Raw genomic sequence first — 23411 nt, forward strand, 5'->3', positions numbered from 1 at the left:
ATGTCCGCGGTACTGGACCCCGGCGCGTTCGCCGAGCAGCTGCTGGGTGAGCCGCTGTGGCCGCACCAGTTGGCGTTCGCCCGGTCCTCCGCCCGCTACCGGGTGGTCTGCGCTGGCCGTCAGGTCGGCAAGTCCCGCGGGCTGGCGGTCATCGCGCTGCACGCGGCAGCGACGCATCGCAACTACAACGTGCTGCTGGTCAGCGCCGGCGAGGTGGCATCCCGGCGGTTGCTCGAGGAGTGCGCCGACCTGGCGACGTCGTCCCCGCTGCTGAAGGGGTCGGTGCTCGACGAGACCAAGGGCGCCCTGGTCCTGTCCAACGGGAGCGTGATCCGGTCGGTGCCGGCGTCCCAGCGGCAGATCCGCGGCGGCAGCATCGACCTCCTCATCGTCGACGAGGCCGGCTTCATCGACCCGGAGGTCTGGCGGGCGGCTGAGCCGTCGATCATCGCCCGGCCCGGGTCGAGGGTGATCCTGGCCAGCACGCCGTGGGGCAAGCCGGACCACTTCTTCCGGCAGCTGTGGCAACGCGGGATGACGTCGCCGGATGAGCGGGTGGAGGCCTGGCACTGGCCGAGCTCGGTCAGTCCGATGGTGGACGCTGACCTGCTGGAACAGATCCGGGGCCAGGAGGCGCCGCACTACTTCGCTCGGGAGTTCCTTGCCGAGTGGACCGACGACGTCGGGGCGTTCTTCACGTCGGTGGAGCTGGCCGAGGCCACGAAGGAGTACGACCTCGTGCCGCCGGAGAGCTACCCGGGCGGCCACGCCAACGTGGTGGGTGGCGTGGACTGGGGCGCCCGGCACGACGCGAACACGCTCGCGGTGATCGGCCGTGCCCCTGCACCAGTCGATGACCGCGGCCGACCTCGCTACCGGGTGCTCTGGCTCGAGGAGCACTTCAGCATGTCCTACGACCGGTGGATCGACCGCCTGGTCGAGGTGGGCTGCCTGTTCCCGTTCGCTGCCCTGGCGGCGGAGACGAACGGGGTGGGCGACTACCCGACGCTGCAGCTGGCACAGCAGCTGGCGCTGCGTGGTCGCCCCTCGGTGGTCCCGGTGCAGACGACGGCGAAGCTGAAGCAGGACGGCTTCGGCCTGGTGCAGCTGCTGATGCAGCAGGACCGGCTTGAGCTGCCGCAACACCCCGCACTTCTGCGGCAGCTGGCGGCGCTGGAGTTCGAGCGCACCGAGTCCGGGCTGATGCGGATTGCGGTGCCGGATCGGGTGGGCCACGACGACCTGGCGATGGCCTTGTGCCTGGCCGTACTGCAGCTGGGCGGCAATGAGTTGCCGCCGGCGCCGACGACGGCGTGGACCGACGACGACGAGGACGACTTCGACGAGTTCATGCGCGAGGTCGGCATCGGCGGCAGCTGGTGAGCGCGCAGACGTTAGATGCCCAGCGAGATGTTCGGGATTTCGCCTATCTCACCAACGCCCTCTTCTGGCACAAGGCGCTTCATCCAGTACCTCGACCGGTTGTCGCTCTCGTCGACACTCACGAGCTCCCAGCCTTCCTCGCCGAGCTGGTCGAAGACGCGCAGCTCCTCCATGCCCTTACCGTCGGGATCGACGGTGCCCAGTTGGTAGTTGGGGGCGTCCGCCACCTTGATCTCAACGCCGGAGTTGGTGACCTCGGAGGTCACGAGCATGTATGCCCACTGAGTCATGGCTGCAGCTTGACGAAGGCGCGCCCTGTCCAGCCGCGTGAACGGGCTCGACACGCCGTGGCGGGTGGTCGCTGATGGACCGCATGGGTCAGTCGGCCGAATTTCCTGCCCGCCGCCCAACTCCGGTGGGCCTGTCCCCGGTCACGGCGTGGGTGTTGGACGTGTATCTGCGGACGCCGATGAAAGCAGACTTCCGCACGTGGGTGTCCGGGCTGCGCCCTAGCCCGATGTTCCCTCCTGAGGCACGCGCGACGGTGCTCAAGGAACTCGACGACCTCGCCTTCACGGGCGGTTGGCACCGGCAGTTCCTCATGTCTGACGTCGGACAGACGGACACGCTGACGTCGGACATCGCGGGATCGTCTGAGCATGACGAAGAGCTATCCACGGCAGAGGCAGCCGCGATGCTGAACGTCCAGTCGCGCACGGTGCTGCGCTGGTTGGAGCAGGGGCTGCTGACCGGCCGTCGGGTGAACCCCCGCTCGGTGCGGGTGTCCCGGGCGTCGGTCGCCGCTTTCCGCGAGACGAGGGCTGCCTGATGACCAGGGACTGGCAGCTGTACGCCCGACAGGTGCAGGCGAGCGAGGCGGCGCAGCGGCAGTTCTGGGCCCCGATTGACGCCAGCATCAAGGCGCGCATCAGTCCTGGCTCTGGGCCTCGGTTCGCCGATGAGCTAGACATCCTGTCCGCGGAGACGTTCGGCCGGATCACCGCCTCCGAGGCGGCGCAGGAACGCGCCAAGCTCGGACAGCGGCTGCAGGAGTCGGCAGGGACGCTTACCGGTGGCCGAGTAATGCTGACCGAGGCAACTGCGGTCAAGCCGACGGCCATGACGGGGCGCCGCATCCGAGTCACCATCGCGACGCCGGGGATGGGCGCAAGTGGGTACTACGCGCCGGCCGTCTTGGAGGCTGCGGCGCGCGAGCGTGTGTTTCCGACGGGCCTGCACATGATGGTCGATCACCCGTCGGCGAGCGAGCAGCGCGACCGGCCAGAAGGGTCCGTGCGTGACCTTGCCGGGGTGCTCGTCACTGACGCACGTTGGACCGGTGGCGCCCTGGTGGCTGAAGCGATGCTGCTGCCCAATCACGCCGATCTCTTGGCGTCTATGGCCGGCGTCATTGGGGTCAGCCTGCGAGCGAGCGGGGACATCGAAATGGGAGAGGTCGGCGGCGAGTACGTCCGCAAGATCACTCGACTCGTCCCGCCCGCTACCTCGGTGGACTTCGTGACGAAGGCCGGCCGTGGTGGGTTCTTCGAGGTGCTCGAGTCGGAGCGACCGCGATGGGGCGGGTGAGCCGGTTCATGAGGTCCCTGATGAAGGCCGAATCCGAGGTCTCCCGCCTGGAGCAGGCAGTGGTCCGCTGGCAGGCCGAGGCGGAGCAGAAGCAGGCCGACTTGGCCGCGCTGGAGGCGTCCGCCGGCGACCGAGTCCTGGCTGATGAGACCGGCACGCTGGCCCGCGCGCTGGCCGTGGACGCGCAGGAGCTGCGATTCCTCATCGACGGCGCCCGTGCGGCTGCTGAGGCGGCGACCCGGCAGCTGCGGACGGCTCGAGCGAACGTGTCCCGGGCGAGAGCCGACGAGGTACGTGACCAGCTGGCCGCCGCGACGCGTAGGGCCGAAGCGCATCAGGCCAAGGTCGACGACCTGCTGCGCCAGCTCAAGGAGCTGGACAACGTCGACTACACGTGGCACGAGCCGTCAGCCGGCCCCGGCGAGCGTCTTGAGTACTCCATCCCCATCCGGAAGGTGCACCGGGTTGAGATCGACGGGCTCGAGCGCCAGTTGGCCCAGCTGGACGCGGATGCCGCAGCTCACGAGCGCGGCGATCAGCCGACCCGTCTCCCCGACAAGGTCGTCTTCGCGGAGCTTCCTTACCGATCCATCTGATCTTGGTGCCGGGGCGTCAAAGCCGCCTGCAGCGGTCTGGCATGGCAGCTGCGGGACCCAAGGTGACAGCAGGACGCCGTTTTCCCTCCTTTCGCGGTGAGGGTCACCTGCGCCCCGGCACCCCTCTCATCTACGTACCGGAAGGACTGGCATGAACCGCTGGGAGTACCGGCACACGTCGGCCTCGTCGCCGCTGCCTGAGCTGAACGCACTCGGCGCGGACGGCTGGGAGGTTGTCGCTCCGATCGAGCTGGTCGAGCAGACGGAGACCAGCCGGACCGAGGAGCACGTCCTGCTCCTCCGCCGCCCCATCCACCCGGCCGCCGCGACGGTGACCGGTGACTGACCGCGTGCAGCACGCGATCGCGACACGACCCGGTCGCCTGCTGCCGGGCCCGGCGGTGAGCTGATGAGCACCAGGGTGCTCGAGACGGTCCTGACGGGCCGCAACCTGCTCAGCCCTGTCCTGGCGCAGGCTGCCCACGACGTCACTGCGTTCAATGCGACCGTCGCTCGGGCCAACGAGTACGCCGCCTCGTCAGCTGCTGCCTCTGCCCGTGCTCAGCAGTCCGCCGCCGGCTTGTCGGCGACCGCCGCGGAGCGCGCCGCCGTCGCCTCCAGCACCGGGTCAGCGCGGCAGGCCGCGGCGGCGGAGAAGATCGCCGCCTCCAACGTCCGGGCCAGCACCTCGGCCACGGCGTCGGCGTCAGCGCAGATGCGCGCTCACACCCAGGCCGCGCAGTCCGCAACCGTGTCCGCGCGCGCCCAGGAGTCCGCGAACCGGGCCCTCAGCGCCGCCAACGGGATGCTGGGCACCTCCCTCACCCCACTCACCGCAAGCCTCGGCCTGGTCGGCGCCGGCCTGGCCTACGCCGGGTACCGCGGTATGGAGTTCGACGCCGCCATGTCGCAGGTGCAGGCCGCCTCCCAGGCCAGCGCCGGCGAACTCGACCAGCTCCGTGACGCAGCGGTCGAGCAGGGCGCCAAGACCAAGTACTCGGCCGAGGAAGCCGCGCAGGGCATCACCGAGATGGCCAAGGCCGGCGTCTCCACAGCCGACGTCCTCAACGGTGGGCTCGCAGGTGCGCTCAACCTAGCCGCCGCCGGGCAGATCGACGTCGCCGAAGCCGCCGAGACCGGGGCCACCGCCCTCAGCGTCTTCCAGCTCAAGGGCGACCAGATGTCCCACGTCGCCGACCTGCTCGCCGCCGGCGCCGGCAAGGCGCAGGGCTCCGTCGGCGACCTGTCCCAGGCGCTCAACCAGTCCGCGCTCGTCGCCTCCCAGACCGGCCTGTCCATCGAGGACACCTCCGGCGCGCTGGCCATGTTCGCCTCCAACGGGCTCATCGGCTCCGACGCCGGCACCAGCTTCAAGACGATGCTGCAGGCCCTCACCCCCAACAGCAAGCAGGCCGCCGAGGCGATGGACGCCATCGGCTTCTCCGCCTACGACGCCCAAGGCAACTTCGTCGGCATGGAGGCCGTCGCCGGCCAGCTCCAGACCGGCCTGGCCGGGCTCACCCAGGAGCAGCGCGACGCGACCCTGGAGACCATCTTCGGATCCGACGCCGTCCGCGCCGCCTCCGTCCTCTACAAGGAGGGCGCCGCCGGGGTCTCCGAGTGGGCGACCAAGGTCGATGACGCCGGCTACGCGCAGAAGCAGGCCGCGCAGCTGTCGGACAACCTCAAGGGCGACCTCGAGCGGCTCGGCGGCGCGTTCGACGCGGCCATGACGAGCATGGGCGGGGCCGCCCAGGAGCCGTTGCGTGAGGTGGTGCAGTTCCTAACCGACGCAGTCGAGGTGGGAGGGGACGTCGTCAGCTTCTTCACCGACCTCCCCACCTCAGCGCAGATCGCGATCGGCGCGTTCGCCGGCTGGCTCGCGGTCGGCGACAAAATCACGGAAAAGTTCAGCGCCCTGCAAGGATCGGGGGACGGGCTGTTCAACACCTTCGTGGGCTCCGTGCAGACCGCGATCATCGAGTCCGACGGGTTCCGCGACTCCATCAACAACATCAGCTCGGCCGGGCGCAGCGCGGCCGTGGGCGGCCTCAGGTCACTGGCCAAGGCAGTCGGCCCTGAGCTCGGCTTCGCCGCCGCCACTTACCTCGTCAGCGAGTTCGTCTCGGGCATCGTGGACAGTGTCAACGCCGGCAAGGACGCCACCCAGCAGATCGAGGACCTCAACGCGGCCATCGCGGCAGCTGAGGGCAACGACGAACGCTTCGAGCTGGTCAACGCCGGCCTGACGGACATGAAGGCTGAGGCCGCCGAGGCTCAGTCGATCATCGACGGCCGGAACAACCAGAACTGGTTCAACAAGAACGTCTGGGTCGGCTTCGACAACGACAGCACGTACACGAACGCCAAGAAGAACATCGAGCTGCTGAACAACGAGATCACCCGGCAGCAGGAGGTCAGTGCCCGCGCCGACGCCTCGGCCAAGACGCTGGGCGAGCGGTACAAGCTGTCCAGCGCAGACGTCCTCAGCTTCGCCGACGCCCACGGCATCGACCTGTCCGGCGCCGTCGACCAGGTGCAGTGGGACTTCCAGCGCCTGCAGTCCGCCCAGGCCGGCGCGAAGGGCACCACCAACGCTTACATCGCCTCCCTGTCTGGCATCACCCCGGTCACCGACACCGCGGTCACCGCCACGCAGCTGCTGGGCGACACCTCGGGCTGGACCGAGGACCAGATCGAATCAGCGACCGACACGATCACCGAGTGGCGGGACACGCTCCAGACCGTCGGTACGTCGTTCGTCGAGCCACTCGAGCTCTACAAGACGCAGCTGGACGACAAGACCGCCAAGGAGCGCGAGGCCGCAGACGCGACGGCTGCGGCCACCGCGGACTCCTCGGACTCATGGGAGGACTACGTCACCAACTCGTCCATCTCGCTGAGCGAGTGGGCGGCTGCACTGAAGCAGCAGACCGCCGACCAGGACGCGTGGCGCGACAACATCGTCAAGATCACCCAGCGTGGAGGGCTCGAGGTGGGCCAGGCCTTCGCTGCGATGGGTGTAGAGGGTGCTGCCCGCACTGCGGAGATGGCGAACGCGACGGACGCGACCTTCAACGAGATGGCGACTGCGCTGGCAGAAGATGCTCGCCGCGGGGGGTCTGACGCGGCAGCCGCACTTGACACAGAGATGCGGGTCATGGACGCCGTCGGCAGGGCCGGCGCGTCAGCCACGGCGCAGAGCATCGCCGACGAGCTGAACATCGGCGTCGGGACGGTCAAGGGCATCGTCAGCAAGTTCGGCGGCACGATCGCCGACGGGGTCAATCCGGTGCTGACTGCTCTCGGCAAGCCGAAGGTCAACTACAGCGGGACCGCCATCCTGGCCAACGGGCGCGTCGCTGGCTACGCCGACGGTGGCCTGATCGCGGGTCCCTACATCGGTGCCACGGCGGACAACGTCCTGATCCGCGCCAATCCGCGTGAGTTCATGCAGCCCGTCGCCTCGGTGGACTACTACGGGCAGGACTTCATGGAGGCCCTGCGCACCCGCAGCATCCCCCGCGAGGAGATTCCTGGCTACGCCAACGGTGGCCTGGTCACCTTCGGCAAGCGCCTGGAGGGGCTGGGTGCCCGCGTCACCGGCCACTCCGCGTTCGGTGGCCGCGAGTACGGCCAGCACGGGGCGACGTCGAAGCACTACACCGACGACGCCCTCGACGTGAACACCCGCCCGGGCACCTCCGCGCTCGAGCAGGCCGAACTCGCCCCGATGATGGCCATGGCCCGCCAGCTAGGCTTCCGCACCATCTTCATGGCCGAGGGGCACTACAACCACGGCCACGTCGACACCGGCGCGGGCGCCAGCATGGGCAGTGGTGGCGCACCGGCGGGCATCAGCCTGCCCAAGCCGCCGTCCACGGCACCGTTCCAGGCCCCGCTGTCCACGACCGCGGACGCGCTCATGCAGCACGCCCACGACGAGGCCACAGCCTGGCTGACCGCCAACACCGTCATGCCCACCGAGGGCGAGGGCGGGGCGTTCACCGGCGGCGGTGGAGTGGAGCAGTGGCGGGGCGCGGTCGTCCAAGCCCTGACCCGCACCGGTCTCCCACTCACCGACGCCAACCGCACCCTGCGCCGCATGAACCAGGAGTCCGGCGGCAACCCGCGGGCGATCAACAACTGGGACGTCAACGCGACCCGCGGCACCCCCTCCAAGGGGCTCATGCAGGTCATCGACCCCACGTTCCGCGCCAACAGGGACCCGGGCCTGTCCGCGGACATCTTCGATCCGCTGGCCAACATCGTCGCCTCGATGAACTACGCAGTCGGCCGTTACGGCAACCTCGCCCGCGCCTACGACCGCGCCGGCGGCTACGCCAACGGCGGCCCCACCCCAGCCCACGAGCCGTTCTGGGTGGGCGAGCAGGGCCCCGAGCTGATGTGGCGGGACCAGCAGCAGTACGTGTCCACCGCCGAGCAGTCCCGGCAGCTCACCGCCAGCCCGGCCTCCCAGCCCGGCTACGGCGCCGCGGGCGGCACGGGCGCCGGTGGACCCGCGGCTGCCCCGCCGGTCAACGTGACTGTCGAGGCTCGCGTCTTCCTCGGAGATCGGGAGATCACAGACATCGTGCGCGTGGAGACCCGCACCGAGGTCGGCAACGCGATCGGCGGACTCCGGTCGGCCATCCAGACCGCCAGCCGCAACCGGACCGGCGCCTGATGGCGCAGGCGATCACCCCCACGGCGGGCGGCTGGTCCACCACACTCAACACAGCGTCGAGATCGGAGAGCCATGATGACTGGGTCCGCTGAGATCAACATGCAGGCCAACCTGTCGCGCCTGACCGGCCGACTGTCGCCAAGCACGCTGGACTACCTGCGCGACCAGGGCGCCGCTGGAGCCGGCCTGATCGCCACCTTGGTCGAGCAGCCGGACGCGAAGCTGGCTGAGTTCGACCGCCTCACTCAGCGCCACTCGAAGCAAGCCACCGACGCGTGGGGCGAGCAGCTGACGCTGGCCGCGCCGGTGCTGCGAGAAGTCCGCCAGAAGGCTGGCCAGGGCGTCGTCGACGAGCTCGCCACGAGGCTGGTCGCGGGCACGACCACCGTCGCCGAGATCGCCGCGCAGTACGGCATCAGGCCGCGACCGTAGCCGAGTGATGCGCAGCCAGCACTGCTGACAACACCGGCCATCGCCACGTCTGAGTCGCGCCTGCTCAACCTCCGAGGAGGCGCGGCTCAGACGTGGATCGAGTTTGGGTCGAACTAGCTGGCGGAGATGTTGTAGCTGCTCCACACCTCAGGTGCATAGCCGGCCACCGTCTCGTAGCGCCCACCCTCAAGCCGGGCCCGCACGCGCAGATGTCCCTCTTCGATCACAGCATCAATACCACGCTCATGCGTGGTCTCGCGGGGTGCCCCATTGGGCGCCTTCCAAACGACCTCGACCGCCATGCGTTGCTCCTCTGATCCACCGCAGCCCGGGTGACTACGGTGCGCCGCGCACCGTAGTAGCGCCCACCGACAAGAACGCCGTCTCAGGCGATCGCCCAGCAGCCCGACAGGAGGCGCGCCGCCCTACGCTGCGGGCTGCCTCCGTCGGGTACCCCCGTGTCCGACGGAGGCCCCCATGTGCTAATCAGCAGCGACCATGACGCGGTGCCCTACCCGCCCCGCCCGCAGCTGCGCCCGCTGCCCGAGTTCGCCGGCACCGCGGTCTCCCGTCCCGACCCGGCGGTGCAGGCCCGGGTCGAGTCGTTCGTCCTCGAGCAGTACGCCGGCGGCCGGTCGCTGCGGGAGATCGCCGAGCTCACCGACCGCTCACACTCCGCGGTGCGCAACATCCTGGACAGGCACGAAGTGCGCCGGCGCGGCTGCGGCGCTGCCGTCACTGCAACGCAGCGATGATTGCGAGCACACCGCCAGCCACCTGAACGACCCCACCCATGACGACGAGCACGGTTGGGCGCCGCTGAGCCTGGATGAAGCGTGGCAACACCTGCGACCGCTGCTGCCCGGGGTAGAGCGGTCCATCGTCGTTGTACTTCTCGTCTGCTGGGTCGATCCCCCAGAGCAGCCACCCACCACCGATCAGGGTGACTACCAACCCGATCAAAGTCAGCACTAGAGCTGCTGTCGCCATGGTCGCATCGGACCATGGCGTGCCCCAGCCCGCCAGCGTCCCTGTGTCGCCTCGCGTGTCAGTCCAGCCCAGTCAGGGTCACCAGGTTCCAGCTCTCGTCGCCGTTGTCGCGTACCGAGCACGTCCAGTCTGTCCGCAGGCTGGCCCCAAAGCTGTTCTCCGCGTCCACGTACCCCTGGACGGTGTACTGGTTGCCGGCTCCAGTTACGACATAGGAGCTGGACGACGGAAAGTCGGCTGAGGAGGGCGACTTGAGCCGGTCTTTCACGAAGTCCTCACACATGATCCCCGCCATGATGTCGTCGCGTCCGCCCCCTGACCCGTCGTCGTCTCCGTCGAACACGGCCACCGAGCAGCCGCCAACGAGCAGCACGAAGACCCCAATGATGATGAGGCCGGCCCGCTTCTCTTGCTTCGACTGTGCCGGAAGAGGCGGCTTCGGCCGCGCCTCGCCACTTTCTAGGAAGTGGAGGCGGTCCTCGACGCGCTGCCGCCACCACGGCAGGCGCGTGTTGTTCGGCTGCTTCTCCATGTGCTCGGTCAGCGTCGTCCGGGCCAGCTCCAGGTCGTAGCGGCTGAGCTCGGCGCCGTTCTTGTCGAAACTCTGCATCAGCTTCTTGACCGTGTCCTGCGGTTCCGCCATGTCCTGCCCCCGTGCTCGTCGTCAATGCGCTCGGAGGTTAGACATCGGTCGGCTCGCCAAGCACGCATCTTGGGTCCCGCGCGAAACGTCTGGGATCACAGGGGCTAGCGGGGCGGGCGACGCATGCATCGTTGCGCGGACCGACCGATAGCTCAGTCTCCCGCCTACATGACCAGTGAGTGGCTCGGCAGCGGCCTGCCCCGCAGTCGCCGGGGCAGGCCGCTGATCAAGCCAGCTCGGCCAACAGCTCGAGGAACCATCCGGGCGGCGCCTGCACCATGTGCCACCCGCGATCGGCGGTGTAGGCGATCGCGGCATCCGCCGGCGGTACGTCGAGCGCCCCCTGGGCTGCCCGTGGAGCATCGGGAACGACGCGCAGGTGCCTCTGTCGAATCGTCACACCAGCACCTTCCAGCAGTCGCCTGACGGTCGTGTGCGCGACGCCCACCCGGGCGGCCACCTGCCGCAGCGACAGCCCGTCCTTGTACAGCTCGCGGACCAGCTGCAGGCGGTCCGCATTGCCAGTCAAGGCCGCGGTCACGACTCGACCTCGTACTGACCCGTGGCGCCGCACAGCATGGCCAGCACCAGCCTCAGACCGCTGCACTCGCCCCGCGCCTCGTCTCCCACCGCCAGGGCCTCCCACCGCTTGGCGTTGGCCTCGGCGCGGCGCAGCTCCTGGTCGACCTGCTCCACGAGGGACCGCAGCGCCCAGGGCTTCAGCCCCTGCGCCGTGTCGACCGGGAACCGGGCCAGGCCAGCGCTGACCGTCTGCTCGGTGACGGGTAGAGCCGCGGTCACGCCGCCACCTCGGGCAGGCCGGCCTCATGATCGGCGATCGCGTTGGAGACTGCGGCGTCGAGGTTCATGACGCCGCGCCAACTCAGGTGCTGGAACAGCTCCTGCAGCGTCTTCATGTCCTCGATGGACAGGTCGACCTGCTTAGCACCCCACTCGAGCACGAACACCGGAGCGGCGTTCTCGTCGCGGCTCAGCCAGCTGCCGCGCAGTTGCTTGCGTCCGCCGTCGACGGCGATGGTGAACAGCCGGCCGATGCGGGCTGCGTTGCGCTGAAGAGTCTGTCGGTGGGTGCCGATAGCGTTCTTCGTCATGGTCCTCAACCTCCTGGGGTTGTGGTCCTAGGGCCCGTCGTCAGCTCCAACTGGCGGCGGGCCCGTCTCATCTCAGCCGGTTGGCGGAGACGTGTCTGTAGGGCCGTCGCCGCGGTCGCGACGGATGCGGGCTTCGATCTCGGCGACCGAAGGGCCGCCGGGCTGGTAGGCGGCGATCGCTGCCTCGTGCGGGTCGCGGGACTCCAGGCGCTCGATCGCATCGACCAGCGCGCGGCCGGCGGCGGCGATGCACTCCTCCTTGGTGCGCCCTCTCTTCCGAGGACGACCCTCCGCTCGAGCCGCGAGGAACTCCTCCAGGTCTTCGCGCCGCACCTTGATCGTGGTCGCGCCGCTCGGGCTCCAGACTTCCCGCGCCGCCAGTGCGCCGGAGTCGATGAGGTCCCATGCGGCAGCGGAGGTCAGGCGTAGGTGGTCTGCTACCTCGTCGATCGTTAGGAGATAGTTCATGCCCGCCGCCGCGGCCGCTCGGTGGTGCGGGCGGCGATGAAATCCTCGACCGCCTTCTCGGTGATGCGGGTGACGGGGCGGGTGCCGGTGACCGAGATGTCCGTGGTGGCCAGCTCGCCGAGCGAGATGAGCTCGTAGACCGAGCTCTTGCCGCAGCGCAGGCGGGCTGCGACCTCGGGGATGGTGAGGAGCGGGGATGTCATGCCGCGATGCTGCGGGCTAGCACCCGTCTGAGGACCGTCTACTGGACCACCCGCGTGGCGTCTACTGCCAGTAGACGCCACGCATCGGTCACTGATACCCGACGTGATACCGCCGCCGACGTACTGGGATGTATCTCGATGTCTCAGGCCAGCCCCTCGGAAACCGCTATCCCGCCAGCTATGGGCGTTTCGGTCCTTTGATGCACCTGGATGCAGCTGTGCCAACGGGAGTTCAAGTCCCCCCTCGGACACCAGCTGGGGCACATCGATCCCGCGTCGGCGTGCTCTCCTCGCAGTTGACCTCGACGGCGACGGAGACGGACCTCACGACCCCAGGCCATCCAGCCCGTCCTGCGGTGCGAGGACGATGACGGCGATCTCGGTCGTGCGTCGTGCCGCGTGGACGTCGTGGCTCGGATCGACGGCGACCCACCGCTGCCACAGCCGGTCGCGCTCCTCCCCCGTCGCCTGCCGGGCGCGCACCGGGCGCGGTCCCTGGTGAGCCAGGCGGACAACGGCGTCCGGGTGTGCCTCGAGGTCGAGCCACCAGGACGGATGCCCCTCCTCGAGACCGTTCATCGCCAGAGTGACGAGATCGGTTCCGTCCTCCAGGTAGCCGACGATCACGCTGCGCTGCCGGCCGGTCCTCCGACCGAGGGTCGTCAGGCGCAGCGCCCCCCAGCCGCGCTTGCTGGCCGGAGTCCACAGGAATCGTCTGACCCGGTACAGGGCGCGGTGCACCCGCCAGGCGGTGTGCACGAACCACGCGGGCGGCATCCTCGGCGATCGGACTGCGGCGTCGCCCACGGCTGGACCACCGACTCCCGTCGTCCTGGGTGTCGGGGATCGACCGCGTCAGATCCGCTTCGGCATGTGCCCGACGCCGAAGAAGTGCATGACCTTGTGCCCGGTGTCGGCTGTGGGGTCGAACATGCAGGGGCAGCCGCCGTCGATGACGGTGACACCGTGCTCGCGGCCGTACCGGGTGGCGGAGTCGGACACGCTGCCGCCGCCGGGGCCGCGATGCATCCACACGCGCGGGATGCCCAGGTCGACCACCTCCCGCATGGTGTCCTCGGCGTGGGCCGGGCTGGTCGCGATGACGACGCCCTCGATGGCGCCGGGCACCGACCTCAGGTCGTGGTAGGCCCTGTCGCCTTCCACCTCGTCGGCGCTCGGGTTGATCGCGAAGGCCGTGTAGCCCCGGTCCTTCAGCCGCTTGTAGACCACGTTGGCGCCGTGGTCCTCGGGTGAGCGGGACACCCCGGTGACGGCGATCCGCTCGTGGGACAGGAACTCGTGCGCGGCCTGCTTGGCGGGGATCACGGTTGGCCTCCCTGAGTCGTCTCCCGGTGGCGTGGCCAGCGTCGCGCCCGGTGAGCAGCGCCGGCCAAGGGCGTCGGACTCCCCTCCGCGGCGTCCTTGGTCCCACCCCACGGGTCCTGGGCGACCACCGCGGCGTGACGCCGGCCACCGTTGGCCGGCCGGAGAAACGGCGCACGAGGCGTCGGTCCGGACGGAACTCGCCACGGCTCTCCGTTGCGCCCGGCACCTCGTCCGCGCCGGATCTCGGGGCAGGAGCCCGTCCTCGGCTCCGGTGCCCCGGCCGGGCACACCCGTCGCATGCACCGTCAGGAGGTGCCCCGGACGGCGCCCTGTCCCCCGGCCGACGTCCTGGCCCGTTCGACGTCCCCGCTCGAGCACGACCAGCATCCGCGCCTGGAAGAACCAGACCACCGGCAGAACGACCCAGGAGAAGACCCGGCGCCCGAGCCATCGCGGGGACATGGCCTGGTACTCGCTGATCACCAGGCGTGTGCGCCCACCGGGCAGTTCGTCGAGGAGGAAGGTCCACAGGCCCTCGGTGTGGGCCCGCGGCCACAGTCGCCCCGGGTCCAGGGCCCGGCCGCGGAGATCGCTCGACGCCCGCAGCGCCAGGAGACGGCCGGGTTCGAGTGCTGCCACCTGCCACGCATCGACGGGGCCTGCAGGCGCGTCCGGTACCGCACGTGGTCGCCGACGGCGGGGTCCTGCCACTCGGGGTGCACCACGCGGGCACTCGGGCGACCGGCGTCGTCGAGGTGGTCCCCGGAGCACCACCCGCCACGATCCCCGCCCAGCTGGACGAGCCACGGCCACACCTGCTCCGGCGGCGCGTCGATCGTGACGGCCATGGTGCCCGATCTCTCCCCACCAGGGACCAGTTCGGCGACCGGACACGGTCGCGCCCCACCGGACGAGACGGGGACGCACCCACCTGCCGTGGACGACGGCGGCCGCCCCGGTCCCGCGACCACACCTCCGAGGGTCATGCGACGAGCGTCGGAGGACGCTCCGGGCACCGGTGGGGCCAACGGCCCGCGTCGTCCGCGGGGCGTCGCGCCGAACGGTCCAGGCCGGCGCGCCGGCCCGGGCCGGGGCTGCGACGGCCTGAACTCATCCGTCGCGGATGACCCCCGTGGGTCCTCGCCGCAGCAGGCTGCACTCGACCGGATCGGCGAGAGGAGCGGACATGACATCGGACCTGAAGCGGGAGCGGGGCACATCGCACCTGGACCGGGACACGGCCACGGAGCTGGAACGACGGCGCACCGGTGTGGACGTGGTGGTGGGCATCCTGATGCTCATCGCCGGCGCCATCCTGCTGGGGAACGTGGTCTTCGCGACCGTCGTCTCCGTGCTGCTGCTCGGCTGGACAGCACTGGTCTCCGGCGTGGTGCTCATCGTGGGGACCCTCCTCCGGCTCCGCTCGGGGGCCTCCTGGACCGTCGCCCTGGGGGGCGTCGTGCTGGCCGTGCTGGGCCTGTTCATCCTCCGCAACCCGGCGATCGGGGCGCTCACGCTGACGCTGCTCGGGGGGTCGATGTTCCTGACCACCGGGCTGGTCCGCGTGTTCGGCGCGTGGGCGGTCCCCGGGGCCCGGGTACCGCTGGTCGTCAGCGGGCTGATCTCCACCGGGCTCGGCCTGTGGGTGCTGCTGAACCTGACCACGGCCACGTTGACCCTGCTGGGCACGCTGCTGGCCCTGCAGACCCTCCTGGAGGGCGCCACCATGCTCGCGGTGGGCCGCCTGCGGCCTGTCGCCGGACCGGTGGCGCCGTCCGGCGCACCCAGCCCCGCCTGAACGCGGGGCAGGTACGGCGATGGAGGGGCGGCCGTCCCCGGTGGCTCAGGTCCCCGTCGTGCGTGGGACGGCCGCACCGTCGCTGGCCCGGGGGCTGCTCGGGTCGACGGTCGGACCGCTCCTGGCCGGGGTCCTCGACCTGGGTCGGCGCGGTCGGGAGGTGCTCGCGGTCCAGGGTCGCACCGTGCGGTCGGCCCTGGACCGGTCCACCGACGACGTCCTCCGGTTCCTCGTGCTGCGGGTCGTCGACGTGCTGGTCAGCACGGTGGACCTGACCGACCTGGTGCGGCAGCACGTCGACCTCGACGCGCTGGCCGCCGAGGTCGACGTCGAGGCACTCGTGCGCCGGGTGGACCTCGCCGCCGTGGTCGCGCGGATCGACCCGGACGAGGTGGTCGCGCGAATCGACCTGGACGCGGTGGTCGCGCGCGTGGACCTGGACGAGGCCGCGACCCGCCTCGACCTCGAGCGGCTGGTGGCACGGGTCGACCCGGACCGGGTCGTCGAGCGGGTCGACCTGGACGCCGCGGTCGCCCGTCTCGACCTGGTCGCCCTCGCCCGGGAGGTCGTCGACGGCATCGACCTGCCCGAGATCATCCGTTCGTCGACGGGGACGCTCGCGACCGACGCCGTCCGGTCGGTCCGGTCGGAGACGAGACGGGCCGACGACGCCGTCGCCGGTCTCGTGGACCGGCTGCTGGGGCGCTCGCCGGTGAGCAGCGCCCCCGTCCTGCCGTGACCAGGTCGCCGACGGACGCCGTCGGGGCCACCGCAGGCGTCGTGACCCGGCTGCTCGCCGCGGTGGTCGACCTCGCCGTCGTCCTCCTCGCCCTGGGTACGCTCGTCCTGGTGGCGGCCGGCGCCCGCTTCCTCTGGTCGCCGGCGTCCTTCCGCTGGCCCGCGCCCCCCTCCGAGCTCTCCCTCCTGATCGGCGTGTCCGGTGCCGTCGGGTACCTGGCCGTCGCATGGAGCGAGACCGGACGCACCTACGGAGGCGCTCTGCTGGGCATCCGGGTGGTGGCCCGCGACGGTGGCCCGCTGAGCCCCGCGCGGGCCGGTCTGCGTGCCGTCCTCTGCCTCGCGTTCCCGGTGGGGCTGCTGTGGGCGGCCGTGAGCGCGTCGAGGTCGTCGGTGCCGGACCTCCTGATCGGCAGCAGCGTCCGGTACGACCGGCGCGGCTGAGCCCTGGGCGGCCGGCTCCCCCACCACCACCGCATCCCGACCGGGCCGGCCCGCGGCGGCGGTCACCGGCGGGCAGCCCGCGCCTCCTCCGGGCCCTCGGCCCGCGAGCGTGGGATCTGCAGCGCACGACGGACGGCGGCACGAGCGACGAGCAGGGTGATGACCAGCGAGGTCACCGGGACGAAGCCCCCCAGGCTCACGCGAGGGCCGAACACGACGTCGACGACCTCCAGGACGACGAACTTGCTCCCGACCAGGACCAGCCACAACAGCCCGGCGGCGGCGATCCGGCCGGCGGGGTCCGACGCGTGCCGCAACCGCCGTTCGACCCGGTGCTCGACGGCGACCACGACCTCGAGGACGACCTTCAGGACGACGGCGGTGAGCACCGACAGCGTGAAGGTCTCACTGAGGACGCTGGGCAGGTGCTCGATGAACAGGTTGAGGACGACGACGTAGACGAAGAGGTCCACCACGGCGGCCGTCAGGCGCGGTCTCATCCAGGGTCCCCTCGGTCGACGGTGCGGGAGCGGGGTCGTCGGCGGGTGATGGGGATCGTCGGTCCGCCAGGCCCCCTCCACCTCATCCCCCGGAGGTGAGGCGGGTGCGTCCTGCGCCGGCTCACCATGGGCGCGGCACAGAGCGTCTGGGCCACCCCGAGGGAGGCGACCGCCATGACCGGCACACCGGCCCGCCCGACCACGAGCGGCGAGACGGCCAGGAAGCCCGTACGACCAGCGTGGGCAGCCGCAGCCGTCCTCGCGGCCATGGCCGTCGTGTTCATCGCACAGAACCGCGACCGGGTGTCGATCCAGCTGTTCACCGCGACCGCCTCGGCACCCGTCTGGCTCCTGCTGACGATCGCGGTGCTGGTGGGCGCGGTCATCGGCGCGCTCCTCCGCACCCGGCGGTGAGCCCCCGCCCGGTCGGTGGTGGCTGCCGGCGCCCGGCACGACCGCCGTCCGGTGCGCCCGGCCGTGACGGGTTCACCCGGTGAGGGGGAGGCACCACACCGGCCGCACGGGCACGGTCGACGAATCGCGGTGGTCGCGCGCCACCCACCCCGATGACGGAGGCCCGCCGTGCTCATCGCCCTGCTCGTCGCCCTCGGCGTCGACCTGATCGTGGTCGTCGCGGTCGGCGCGCTCGTGTCCGGGCGCAGGCGCTGGGTGCGGCGCCGACCCGGTGCCTTCCGCGGCGCCGTCCGGGCCGCCGACGGCCCCGTCGACGGTCTGGGCCCCCGGTGGCGCCGCGGCTACGGACGCTGGGTCCGCGACGTGCTGGTCTGGACCCGAGCCCCCTTCCTGTTCCGTACCGAGGTCCTGCCCGTCGACGGCCTGGACGGGCCGCGCCCGGCGCGCCCGGGGGAGGTCGGGCGGCTCGGTCCCGACCCGCTCGTGCTCACCTTCGGCTCCGGGGGCAGCCACATCGCCGTCGCGGTGCGCGCCGAGGACCGGGAACGGGCGCTCGCACCCTTCCCCGCTGCCGGACCCGCCCCGAGCGTCGTGCCGGCCCCGCGGCCTGCCGTCGGGCACCGCACGTCACCCGACGTCTGAGCGCAGCCTCGTGAGCCGGCCCGGTCTGTCCCGCCGCCGGAGGACGCTGCGGCAGGACACCGTCGCCGGCGTCGTCCTCGGGGTGGAGAGCGTGCCCGACGGGCTGGCCGCCGGGCTCCTCGCCGGCGTGAACCCGCTGGCCGGTCTGTACGCCTACCTGTTCGGCACCGTGGGTGGCGCGCTGTGCACGAGCTCGGCGTTCATGGCGGTGCAGGCCACCGGGGCGATGGCCCTCATCACCGCGGACGTGCCGGCGGTGCACGCGGGCAGCGACCAAGCGGCCGCCCTGTTCACGCTCTCGGTACTCACCGGCGTGGTGATGCTCGCCGCCGGCTTCCTGCGGCTGGGGGCGCTGCTGCGCTTCGTGCCGAACGCGGTCATGGTCGGCTTCATCGGCGCCGTCGGGGTGAACATCGTCCTCGGGCAGCTGGCCGACCTGACCGGCTACCGGGCGGAGGGGGCCAACCGGGTCGTCCGCGCCGTCACCACGGTGCTGCACCCCGGTCAGCTGCACCCGGCCTCCCTGGCCGTGGGGATCGGCACGCTGGTGCTCATCGTGCTGCTGGAGAGGACGAGACTGGGTCCGCTGGGCCTCGTGGTCGCCGTCGTCCTCACCTCGGCCGCCACGGCGGTGGTCGGCTGGCGCAGCGTCGCCACCGTCGGCGACCTGGGCGCCGTACCGCGCTCGCTGCCGACGCCCCAGCTGCCGCTGCCGGGGCTCGTCCCGTCGCTGCTGGTACCGGCGCTGTCCCTGGCCTTCGTGGGGCTGGTGCAGGGGGCCGCCGTCTCGGCCGGCTTCCCGAACCCCGACGGCCGGCACCCCGACGCGTCCCGGGACTTCATCGGGCAGGGTGCCGGCAACGTGCTCGCCGGCGTCTTCCAGGGGATGCCCGTGGGCGGGTCGATGTCGGCCTCGTCGCTGAACCGGGCGGCCGGCGCAAGGTCGCGTCTGGCCCTGCTGATCGCCGGCCTGGTGATGGCGGTGGTGATCCTGGCCTTCGCCGGGCTGGTGGGCCACGTCGCCATGCCCGCGCTCGCTGCCCTGCTCGTCCTGATCGGCCTCCGGACCGTCAAGCCCGCCGAGCTCTCGTCGGTGTGGCGGACCGGTGCGGTGCAGAAGGTGGTGCTGGCGACCACGTTCGTCCTCACGATGGTCGTCCCGTCGCAGTACGCGGTGCTGGTTGGGGTGGGGCTGGCGGTCGTCCTGCACGTGGTGCGCCAGGCCGACCGGGTCACGGTCAGGCGGTGGCGGCTCGACCGGGACGGCGACCTTGTCGAAGGCGACCTGCCGGCCGGTCTGCCGGCGGAGGAGGTGGTGGTCCTGCAGCCGTACGGGAGCCTGTTCTTCGCCGCCGCTCCGGTGCTCGAGGCCTGCCTGCCCGCCCCGACCGGGGACACGCGCCACGCGGTGGTGGTCCTGCGACTGCGCGGGCGCACCGACCTGGGCAGCGGTGTGCTGGACGTGCTTCGCCGTTACGCGCTGACCCTCCGGGCCGCCCGGTCCAAGCTGGTCGTCGTCTCGGCCGGGGCACGCGTCCGGCACCAGCTGCAGGTGGGCGGCGTGACCGACGTGATCGGGGCGGAGAACGTCTACGCCGGCGACGAGCGGGTGGGCGCGGCCCTGCGGCGCGCCTGTGCCGACGCCGAACGCTGGATCGCCGGCCAGGCGGCCGGGGACGACACCGGGGACGACGCCTGACCGTCGCGGTCCATGGCGCCCGGCCCCGGGGCCGACCGGCTCAGCGCAACCCGGCCGCGCGCTGGTGCGTCGTCGACGCCGCGGTGTCCGGACCTCCGGCGGTCCCCTCCGGCTCGCTCCGGAGGATGTCGATGCTGAGCAGCAGCACCCACGCGGGGAACAGCAGCTCCACCCACGGCGTCAGCCCCACGGCCACCAGCAGGACGGCGGCGACGGCGACACCGAGCAGTCCGATCCACCGCGAGGCCACCCGCGTCCGCAGCGCGATCGTCGCGGTGCTCATCGTGAACACCGCGGCCATCCGCATCGCGTAGTCCTGCATCAGGAGGCCGACGACCCGCCGGCCCAGGGCGAGGACGGTCGGTCCCGGCTCCGCCCCCGAGCGCAGGGACTCATCGGCCACCAGCGCCCCGGCGACGGCGGCAGCGGCGAACAGCATCGCCACGAACAGCAGGCCGCTGCCGAGGAAGACCGAGGCGAAGAACCGGTCCTCCCGCTCCCCGATCCGGTCCCGCACCACGCCGATGAACCACAGGAAGGCGATGCCGGCGAACGGCACCAGGGTCAGCGCGACGCCGAGCGCGGTGCGTCGCGGCGACTCGGTCAACCACGACCCCACGGTGGCCGGGTGGTCGGGTGAGGCCAGTGCGATGAGCGTCAGGGCCGTGCCCAGCAGCAGGGAGAAGAGGATGCCCGCCACCGCTGCGGCGCGCGGAGTGCGCAGTCGCGCGCCGGTGAGCGGGTCGCGCACGGCGGGCATCCCGCTGCTCCTCTCGCCGGGCCGGCCGAGGCGGGCCGGCTCAGGGGGTGACGATGGCGAAGTCCGGGTCGGGGGCGTCCAGGGCGGCCGTCAACCGACCCAGTGCCGCCGGGTCGCCCTCGACCGTGATGCCCGCGGCCGCGGCGCCGGCCGGGTCCGCCGCCCCCGCGGCCACGGTGGGCAGCGCCGCGGCCGGGAGGTGCAGGACGGCGTCCGCGTCGGTCTCCTGTGCGGCGGCCGTGTGGCTGAGCACCCCGTTGCGCAGGCTCAGCCGGTACCGGGTGCCCACGTCGGTCAGGTGCACGTCCAGCGTGAGGTGCTCGTCCCAGCACCGCGGGCCGTCGATCCGGATGGCCAGGGCATCGAAGAGCTGCTCGGGGGTGAGCTGCGCCAGCACGTCCGGGGACACCGGGGTCACCGGTGTCCCGAAGCCGCCCGAGCGCAGCTCGGTCGCGCCGGAGAGGTAGGCGCAGCGCCAGGTGCCGTTCTCCGCGCCGTAGCCGAGCTGCTCGTAGGTGTCGGCGAGCAGCTCGCGGGCCGCGTCGTGGTCCGGCTGGGCGAACACGACGTGGTCGAGCACCTCGGCGACCCACCGGAAGTCCCCGGCGTCGAAGGACTCCCGCGCCTTGGCGACGACCGCGTCCGCGCCGCCCATGAACTCCACGTACCGGCGCCCGGCCGCCTCCGGCGGGTGCGGCCACAGGTGGGCGGGGTTGCCGTCGTACCAGCCCATGTAGCGCTGGTAGATCGCCTTCACGTTGTGGCTGACCGAGCCGTAGTAGCCGCGGGCGTGCCAGGCGCCCTCCAGCGCCGGTGGCAGCACGATCGCCTCGGCGATCTCCGCGCCGGTCATCCCCTGGTTGAGCATGCGCACCGTCTGGTCGTGCAGGTAGGCGTAGAGGTCCCGTTGCAGCGCGAGGAACTCCACCGACCGCCGGCGGCCCCAGGTCGGCCAGTGGTGGGAGGCGAACACCAGGTCCAGCTCGTTGCCGAACAGGTCGATGGCCTCGGTGAGGTGGCCCGCCCAGGCGTGCGCGTCGCGCACCTGCGCGCCACGGATCGTGAGGACGTTGTGCAGCACGTGCGTGGCGTTCTCCGCCATGCAGAGCGCGCGCCGCTCCGGGAAGAACACGTGCATCTCGGCCGGGGCCTCGGTCCCCGGCGCCATCTGGAAGACCATGCGGACGCCGTCGACCGTCTCCTCCTGCCCGGTCGTCGTCACGTCGAGGGTCGGCGGGAGGAGGCCGAAGGTGCCGGTCGACGTCGTCTGGCCCAGCCCCGCCCCCACCTGTCCCCGCGGCCCGCGGGGAAGCGCGGCCCCGTACATGTACCCGGCTCGCCGCGCCATCGCCGTCCCGGCGTAGACGTTCTCGCTGATCGCCTCCGTCACGAAGCCCTGCGGGGCGAGGATCGGCACGCGGCCCGCGTCCACGTCCTCCTGCGACACCACGCCGCGGGCGCCGCCGAAGTGGTCGGCGTGGCTGTGCGTGTAGATCACGCCGGTCACGGGCCGGTCCCCCCGGTGCCGCCGGTAGAGCCCGAGCGCGGCCTCGGCGGTCTCGGCGGAGATCAGCGGGTCCAGGACCAGGACGCCGCGGTCCCCTTCGATGAAGGACACGTTCGACAGGTCCAGGCCGCGGACCTGGTAGATCCCGGGCGTCACCTCGAACAGGCCCTGGATCGCGTTGAGTCCCGACTGGCGCCACAGGCTCGGGTTGACCGTCTCGGGGGCGTCTCCGGTCAGGAACCCGTAGGCGTCGTTGTCCCACACCACGCGGTCGCCGGAACGGACGATGCCCGGTTCCAGGGCGCCGAGGAAGCCACGCTTGGCGTCCTCGAGGTCCTGCACGTCGGAGAACGGCAGCGACGCCAGCAACCGGCGGTGCTGCGCGGCCACCGCCGCCGTCGCCGGCCTCGGCTCTGTCGCCGGCGTGCCGTTCGCGGCGCGACGGGGTGCCGGGACGGCATCGGTGGGTGTGTCGGTCCTGAGGGTCTCGGTCATGGCTGCCTGTCCTCCGGTCGTGGGGTCCTCGCGCGTGCGGTCCCCGGTCGGGGCCGATGGGAGCGGTCACCGGCCCCGGAGGACCGACCCGCCCGTGGCAGTGAGGCTCGACCGCCCGGCCGACCGGGACATCACCCGGACGGGATGAGGTGCCGGCGACGGCCTGGCCTCCAGGCTCTGACCGGCGGTGGGAGGAAGGAGGGACCTCATGCGGTCCGACGGAGGATCCCGGGCAGTCGAGGAGGAGAGCTCGCTGCGGCTGGTCGTGCGGGCAGGTGCAGCCATCGTCGTCGTGACGGTGGCCTGCCTGCCCTACGTGGTCGCGGTGGCGACCGAGGCGGCCAGGGCCGCCGGGCAGCGCCTCCGGCATCCGCTGGAGGAGGCCGACGCCCAGCCGGACGTCCGCCTGTCCGTCCTCGACGGGCGGGGACGGCTGCGGTGACAGGGGCGCCGCGGACGGAGCCCCGGCGACCGGACCGGCTGCGCGAGCGGGTCCGGGCCACCCGCAGCGACCCGTCGCTGCGGCGCGAGGCCGACATGACGGCCTTCTACCTCGGCCTGACGCTGCTCGTCGCGCTGAACGTCGCCCCCGACGACGTCCCACCGCCGCTGCCGGAGCTGCTGCTCGTCATCTGGGGGTCGACGGTCGGTCTGGCCGTGGCGCACTGGTTCGCCCTCACCCTGGCCGGTCTCCTCGTGCGGGACGCGAGCCTGCACCGCACGCCCGGGGAGCTGTTGTTCAGCCAGGTCGTCATGGCCGTCGTGCTGGCGTCCGTGGCGTCGGCCGTCGTCGTGCTCTCCCCCGATCCGGCGGAGGTGCCGACCGCCCGCATGTCGGTCGCGGTGTTCATCGGCGCGCTCGTCACGGTCGAGGCACGGACGAGCGGCGAGCCCCTGTGGCGGGCCGTCTCGGTGGGCTGCGCGGCGCTCGGCGTCGCCCTGGCCCTGGCGACCGTCAAGCTGGCGCTCACCTAGCCGGTCGCCGGC

General features: G+C 71.7%; 30 protein-coding genes. 16 read left to right on the top strand and 14 right to left on the bottom strand.

What is annotated here, in order from left to right:
- Positions 1–1383 (top strand): terminase large subunit domain-containing protein, encoded by a 1383-nt coding sequence (locus ACGBYP_RS12020; RefSeq protein WP_411585226.1) that lies wholly within the window; start codon positions 1–3, stop codon positions 1381–1383.
- An 11-nt stretch (positions 1384–1394) separates the two neighbouring features.
- On the opposite strand, the gene ACGBYP_RS12025 is transcribed toward ACGBYP_RS12020, so the two are convergent.
- Entirely contained in the window at positions 1395–1673 is a 279-nt protein-coding gene (locus ACGBYP_RS12025; protein ID WP_411584323.1) for a hypothetical protein, read from the bottom strand.
- 74 nt (positions 1674–1747) lie between these two features.
- On the opposite strand from ACGBYP_RS12025, the gene ACGBYP_RS12030 reads away from it, so the two are divergent.
- The 6 genes from ACGBYP_RS12030 to ACGBYP_RS12055 all read left to right on the top strand — a co-directional run bounded on the left by ACGBYP_RS12030 (position 1748) and on the right by ACGBYP_RS12055 (position 8685).
- On the top strand, positions 1748–2212 hold the full coding sequence (locus ACGBYP_RS12030) for a helix-turn-helix domain-containing protein (RefSeq protein WP_411584325.1): 465 nt from the start codon (positions 1748–1750) through the stop codon (positions 2210–2212).
- Entirely contained in the window at positions 2212–2970 is a 759-nt protein-coding gene (locus ACGBYP_RS12035) for a hypothetical protein (protein ID WP_411584327.1), read from the top strand. The genes ACGBYP_RS12030 and ACGBYP_RS12035 overlap by 1 nt, the downstream gene beginning before the upstream one ends.
- A gap of 20 nt (positions 2971–2990) precedes the next feature.
- Positions 2991–3566, top strand: a complete 576-nt coding sequence (locus ACGBYP_RS12040) for a hypothetical protein (RefSeq protein ID WP_411584329.1) — start codon at positions 2991–2993, stop codon at positions 3564–3566.
- Positions 3567–3717: 151 nt separating this feature from the next.
- On the top strand, positions 3718–3912 hold the full coding sequence (locus ACGBYP_RS12045) for a hypothetical protein (protein WP_411584331.1): 195 nt from the start codon (positions 3718–3720) through the stop codon (positions 3910–3912).
- 63 nt (positions 3913–3975) lie between these two features.
- Positions 3976–8253 carry a phage tail tape measure protein gene (locus ACGBYP_RS12050; RefSeq protein ID WP_411584333.1) on the top strand — a complete coding sequence of 1426 codons (4278 nt, stop codon included), beginning with the start codon at positions 3976–3978 and terminating at the stop codon, positions 8251–8253.
- Between the two features lie 99 nt (positions 8254–8352).
- Positions 8353–8685 (top strand): hypothetical protein, encoded by a 333-nt coding sequence (locus ACGBYP_RS12055; RefSeq protein WP_411584335.1) that lies wholly within the window; start codon positions 8353–8355, stop codon positions 8683–8685.
- 113 nt (positions 8686–8798) lie between these two features.
- Here ACGBYP_RS12055 and ACGBYP_RS12060 read toward each other — a convergent pair whose 3' ends face one another.
- On the bottom strand, positions 8799–8987 hold the full coding sequence (locus ACGBYP_RS12060; RefSeq protein WP_411584336.1) for a hypothetical protein: 189 nt from the start codon (positions 8985–8987) through the stop codon (positions 8799–8801).
- Positions 8988–9191: 204 nt separating this feature from the next.
- Here ACGBYP_RS12060 and ACGBYP_RS12065 point away from each other — a divergent pair, with 204 nt between their 5' ends.
- Positions 9192–9440, top strand: coding sequence for a helix-turn-helix domain-containing protein (locus tag ACGBYP_RS12065; protein ID WP_411584338.1), 249 nt, complete (start codon positions 9192–9194; stop codon positions 9438–9440).
- On the opposite strand, the gene ACGBYP_RS12070 is transcribed toward ACGBYP_RS12065, so the two are convergent.
- From ACGBYP_RS12070 to ACGBYP_RS12110, 9 genes are all read right to left on the bottom strand, one after another.
- Positions 9421–9675, bottom strand: a complete 255-nt coding sequence (locus tag ACGBYP_RS12070) for a hypothetical protein (protein WP_411584340.1) — start codon at positions 9673–9675, stop codon at positions 9421–9423. The genes ACGBYP_RS12065 and ACGBYP_RS12070 overlap by 20 nt on opposite strands.
- A gap of 58 nt (positions 9676–9733) precedes the next feature.
- Complete coding sequence (locus ACGBYP_RS12075; protein ID WP_411584342.1) at positions 9734–10318, bottom strand: hypothetical protein; 585 nt, start codon at positions 10316–10318, stop codon at positions 9734–9736.
- A 226-nt stretch (positions 10319–10544) separates the two neighbouring features.
- Positions 10545–10859: a helix-turn-helix domain-containing protein gene (locus tag ACGBYP_RS12080; RefSeq protein WP_411584344.1), complete on the bottom strand. Its 315-nt coding sequence runs from the start codon at positions 10857–10859 to the stop codon at positions 10545–10547.
- Positions 10856–11119: a hypothetical protein gene (locus ACGBYP_RS12085; RefSeq protein WP_411584345.1), complete on the bottom strand. Its 264-nt coding sequence runs from the start codon at positions 11117–11119 to the stop codon at positions 10856–10858. Before ACGBYP_RS12085 ends, ACGBYP_RS12080 begins: the two co-directional genes overlap by 4 nt.
- Positions 11116–11430: a hypothetical protein gene (locus tag ACGBYP_RS12090; RefSeq protein ID WP_411584347.1), complete on the bottom strand. Its 315-nt coding sequence runs from the start codon at positions 11428–11430 to the stop codon at positions 11116–11118. The genes ACGBYP_RS12085 and ACGBYP_RS12090 overlap by 4 nt, the downstream gene beginning before the upstream one ends.
- Before the next feature lie 72 nt (positions 11431–11502).
- Positions 11503–11898 carry a helix-turn-helix domain-containing protein gene (locus ACGBYP_RS12095; RefSeq protein ID WP_411584349.1) on the bottom strand — a complete coding sequence of 132 codons (396 nt, stop codon included), beginning with the start codon at positions 11896–11898 and terminating at the stop codon, positions 11503–11505.
- The gene (locus tag ACGBYP_RS12100) at positions 11895–12101 is read right to left on the bottom strand and encodes a helix-turn-helix domain-containing protein (protein ID WP_411584350.1); all 207 of its coding nucleotides are present in this window, start codon (positions 12099–12101) and stop codon (positions 11895–11897) included. The genes ACGBYP_RS12095 and ACGBYP_RS12100 overlap by 4 nt, the downstream gene beginning before the upstream one ends.
- 324 nt (positions 12102–12425) lie before the next feature.
- A complete protein-coding gene (locus ACGBYP_RS12105; RefSeq protein WP_411584352.1) occupies positions 12426–12908 on the bottom strand; it encodes a nitroreductase/quinone reductase family protein in 483 nt (160 codons plus the stop codon).
- A 48-nt stretch (positions 12909–12956) separates the two neighbouring features.
- Positions 12957–13427 carry a CoA-binding protein gene (locus tag ACGBYP_RS12110; protein ID WP_411584354.1) on the bottom strand — a complete coding sequence of 157 codons (471 nt, stop codon included), beginning with the start codon at positions 13425–13427 and terminating at the stop codon, positions 12957–12959.
- Positions 13428–14613: 1186 nt separating this feature from the next.
- On the opposite strand from ACGBYP_RS12110, the gene ACGBYP_RS12115 reads away from it, so the two are divergent.
- Genes ACGBYP_RS12115 through ACGBYP_RS12125 form a run of 3 tightly spaced genes read left to right on the top strand, consistent with a single transcriptional unit; the run spans position 14614 to position 16407 of the window.
- Entirely contained in the window at positions 14614–15225 is a 612-nt protein-coding gene (locus tag ACGBYP_RS12115; protein WP_411584356.1) for an HdeD family acid-resistance protein, read from the top strand.
- Between the two features lie 58 nt (positions 15226–15283).
- A complete protein-coding gene (locus ACGBYP_RS12120; RefSeq protein WP_411584358.1) occupies positions 15284–15964 on the top strand; it encodes a hypothetical protein in 681 nt (226 codons plus the stop codon).
- Entirely contained in the window at positions 15961–16407 is a 447-nt protein-coding gene (locus tag ACGBYP_RS12125) for an RDD family protein (RefSeq protein WP_411584360.1), read from the top strand. The genes ACGBYP_RS12120 and ACGBYP_RS12125 overlap by 4 nt, the downstream gene beginning before the upstream one ends.
- A 62-nt stretch (positions 16408–16469) precedes the next feature.
- Here ACGBYP_RS12125 and ACGBYP_RS12130 read toward each other — a convergent pair whose 3' ends face one another.
- Positions 16470–16907, bottom strand: a complete 438-nt coding sequence (locus ACGBYP_RS12130) for a hypothetical protein (RefSeq protein ID WP_411584362.1) — start codon at positions 16905–16907, stop codon at positions 16470–16472.
- Between the two features lie 267 nt (positions 16908–17174).
- Here ACGBYP_RS12130 and ACGBYP_RS12135 point away from each other — a divergent pair, with 267 nt between their 5' ends.
- From ACGBYP_RS12135 to ACGBYP_RS12145, 3 genes are all read left to right on the top strand, one after another.
- Positions 17175–17321, top strand: a complete 147-nt coding sequence (locus tag ACGBYP_RS12135; RefSeq protein WP_411584363.1) for a LapA family protein — start codon at positions 17175–17177, stop codon at positions 17319–17321.
- A gap of 168 nt (positions 17322–17489) precedes the next feature.
- On the top strand, positions 17490–17963 hold the full coding sequence (locus tag ACGBYP_RS12140) for a hypothetical protein (protein WP_411584364.1): 474 nt from the start codon (positions 17490–17492) through the stop codon (positions 17961–17963).
- Positions 17964–17973: 10 nt separating this feature from the next.
- Entirely contained in the window at positions 17974–19662 is a 1689-nt protein-coding gene (locus ACGBYP_RS12145) for a SulP family inorganic anion transporter (protein ID WP_411584366.1), read from the top strand.
- Positions 19663–19702: 40 nt separating this feature from the next.
- Here the strand turns inward: ACGBYP_RS12145 and ACGBYP_RS12150 are convergent, their stop codons facing one another.
- Together ACGBYP_RS12150 and ACGBYP_RS12155 are read right to left on the bottom strand one after the other, a co-directional pair.
- Complete coding sequence (locus tag ACGBYP_RS12150) at positions 19703–20422, bottom strand: hypothetical protein (protein ID WP_411584368.1); 720 nt, start codon at positions 20420–20422, stop codon at positions 19703–19705.
- 40 nt (positions 20423–20462) lie between these two features.
- Positions 20463–22424: an alkyl/aryl-sulfatase gene (locus tag ACGBYP_RS12155; protein ID WP_411584369.1), complete on the bottom strand. Its 1962-nt coding sequence runs from the start codon at positions 22422–22424 to the stop codon at positions 20463–20465.
- 208 nt (positions 22425–22632) lie between these two features.
- Here ACGBYP_RS12155 and ACGBYP_RS12160 point away from each other — a divergent pair, with 208 nt between their 5' ends.
- Both ACGBYP_RS12160 and ACGBYP_RS12165 read left to right on the top strand, forming a co-directional pair.
- The gene (locus ACGBYP_RS12160) at positions 22633–22866 is read left to right on the top strand and encodes a hypothetical protein (protein ID WP_411584371.1); all 234 of its coding nucleotides are present in this window, start codon (positions 22633–22635) and stop codon (positions 22864–22866) included.
- Positions 22863–23399: a hypothetical protein gene (locus ACGBYP_RS12165; protein WP_411584373.1), complete on the top strand. Its 537-nt coding sequence runs from the start codon at positions 22863–22865 to the stop codon at positions 23397–23399. Before ACGBYP_RS12160 ends, ACGBYP_RS12165 begins: the two co-directional genes overlap by 4 nt.
- Positions 23400–23411 lie beyond the last annotated feature (12 nt).

It is taken from the genome of Modestobacter sp. SSW1-42, assembly GCF_046635825.1.
In the GTDB taxonomy this organism is placed as follows: Bacteria; Actinomycetota; Actinomycetes; order Mycobacteriales; family Geodermatophilaceae; genus Modestobacter.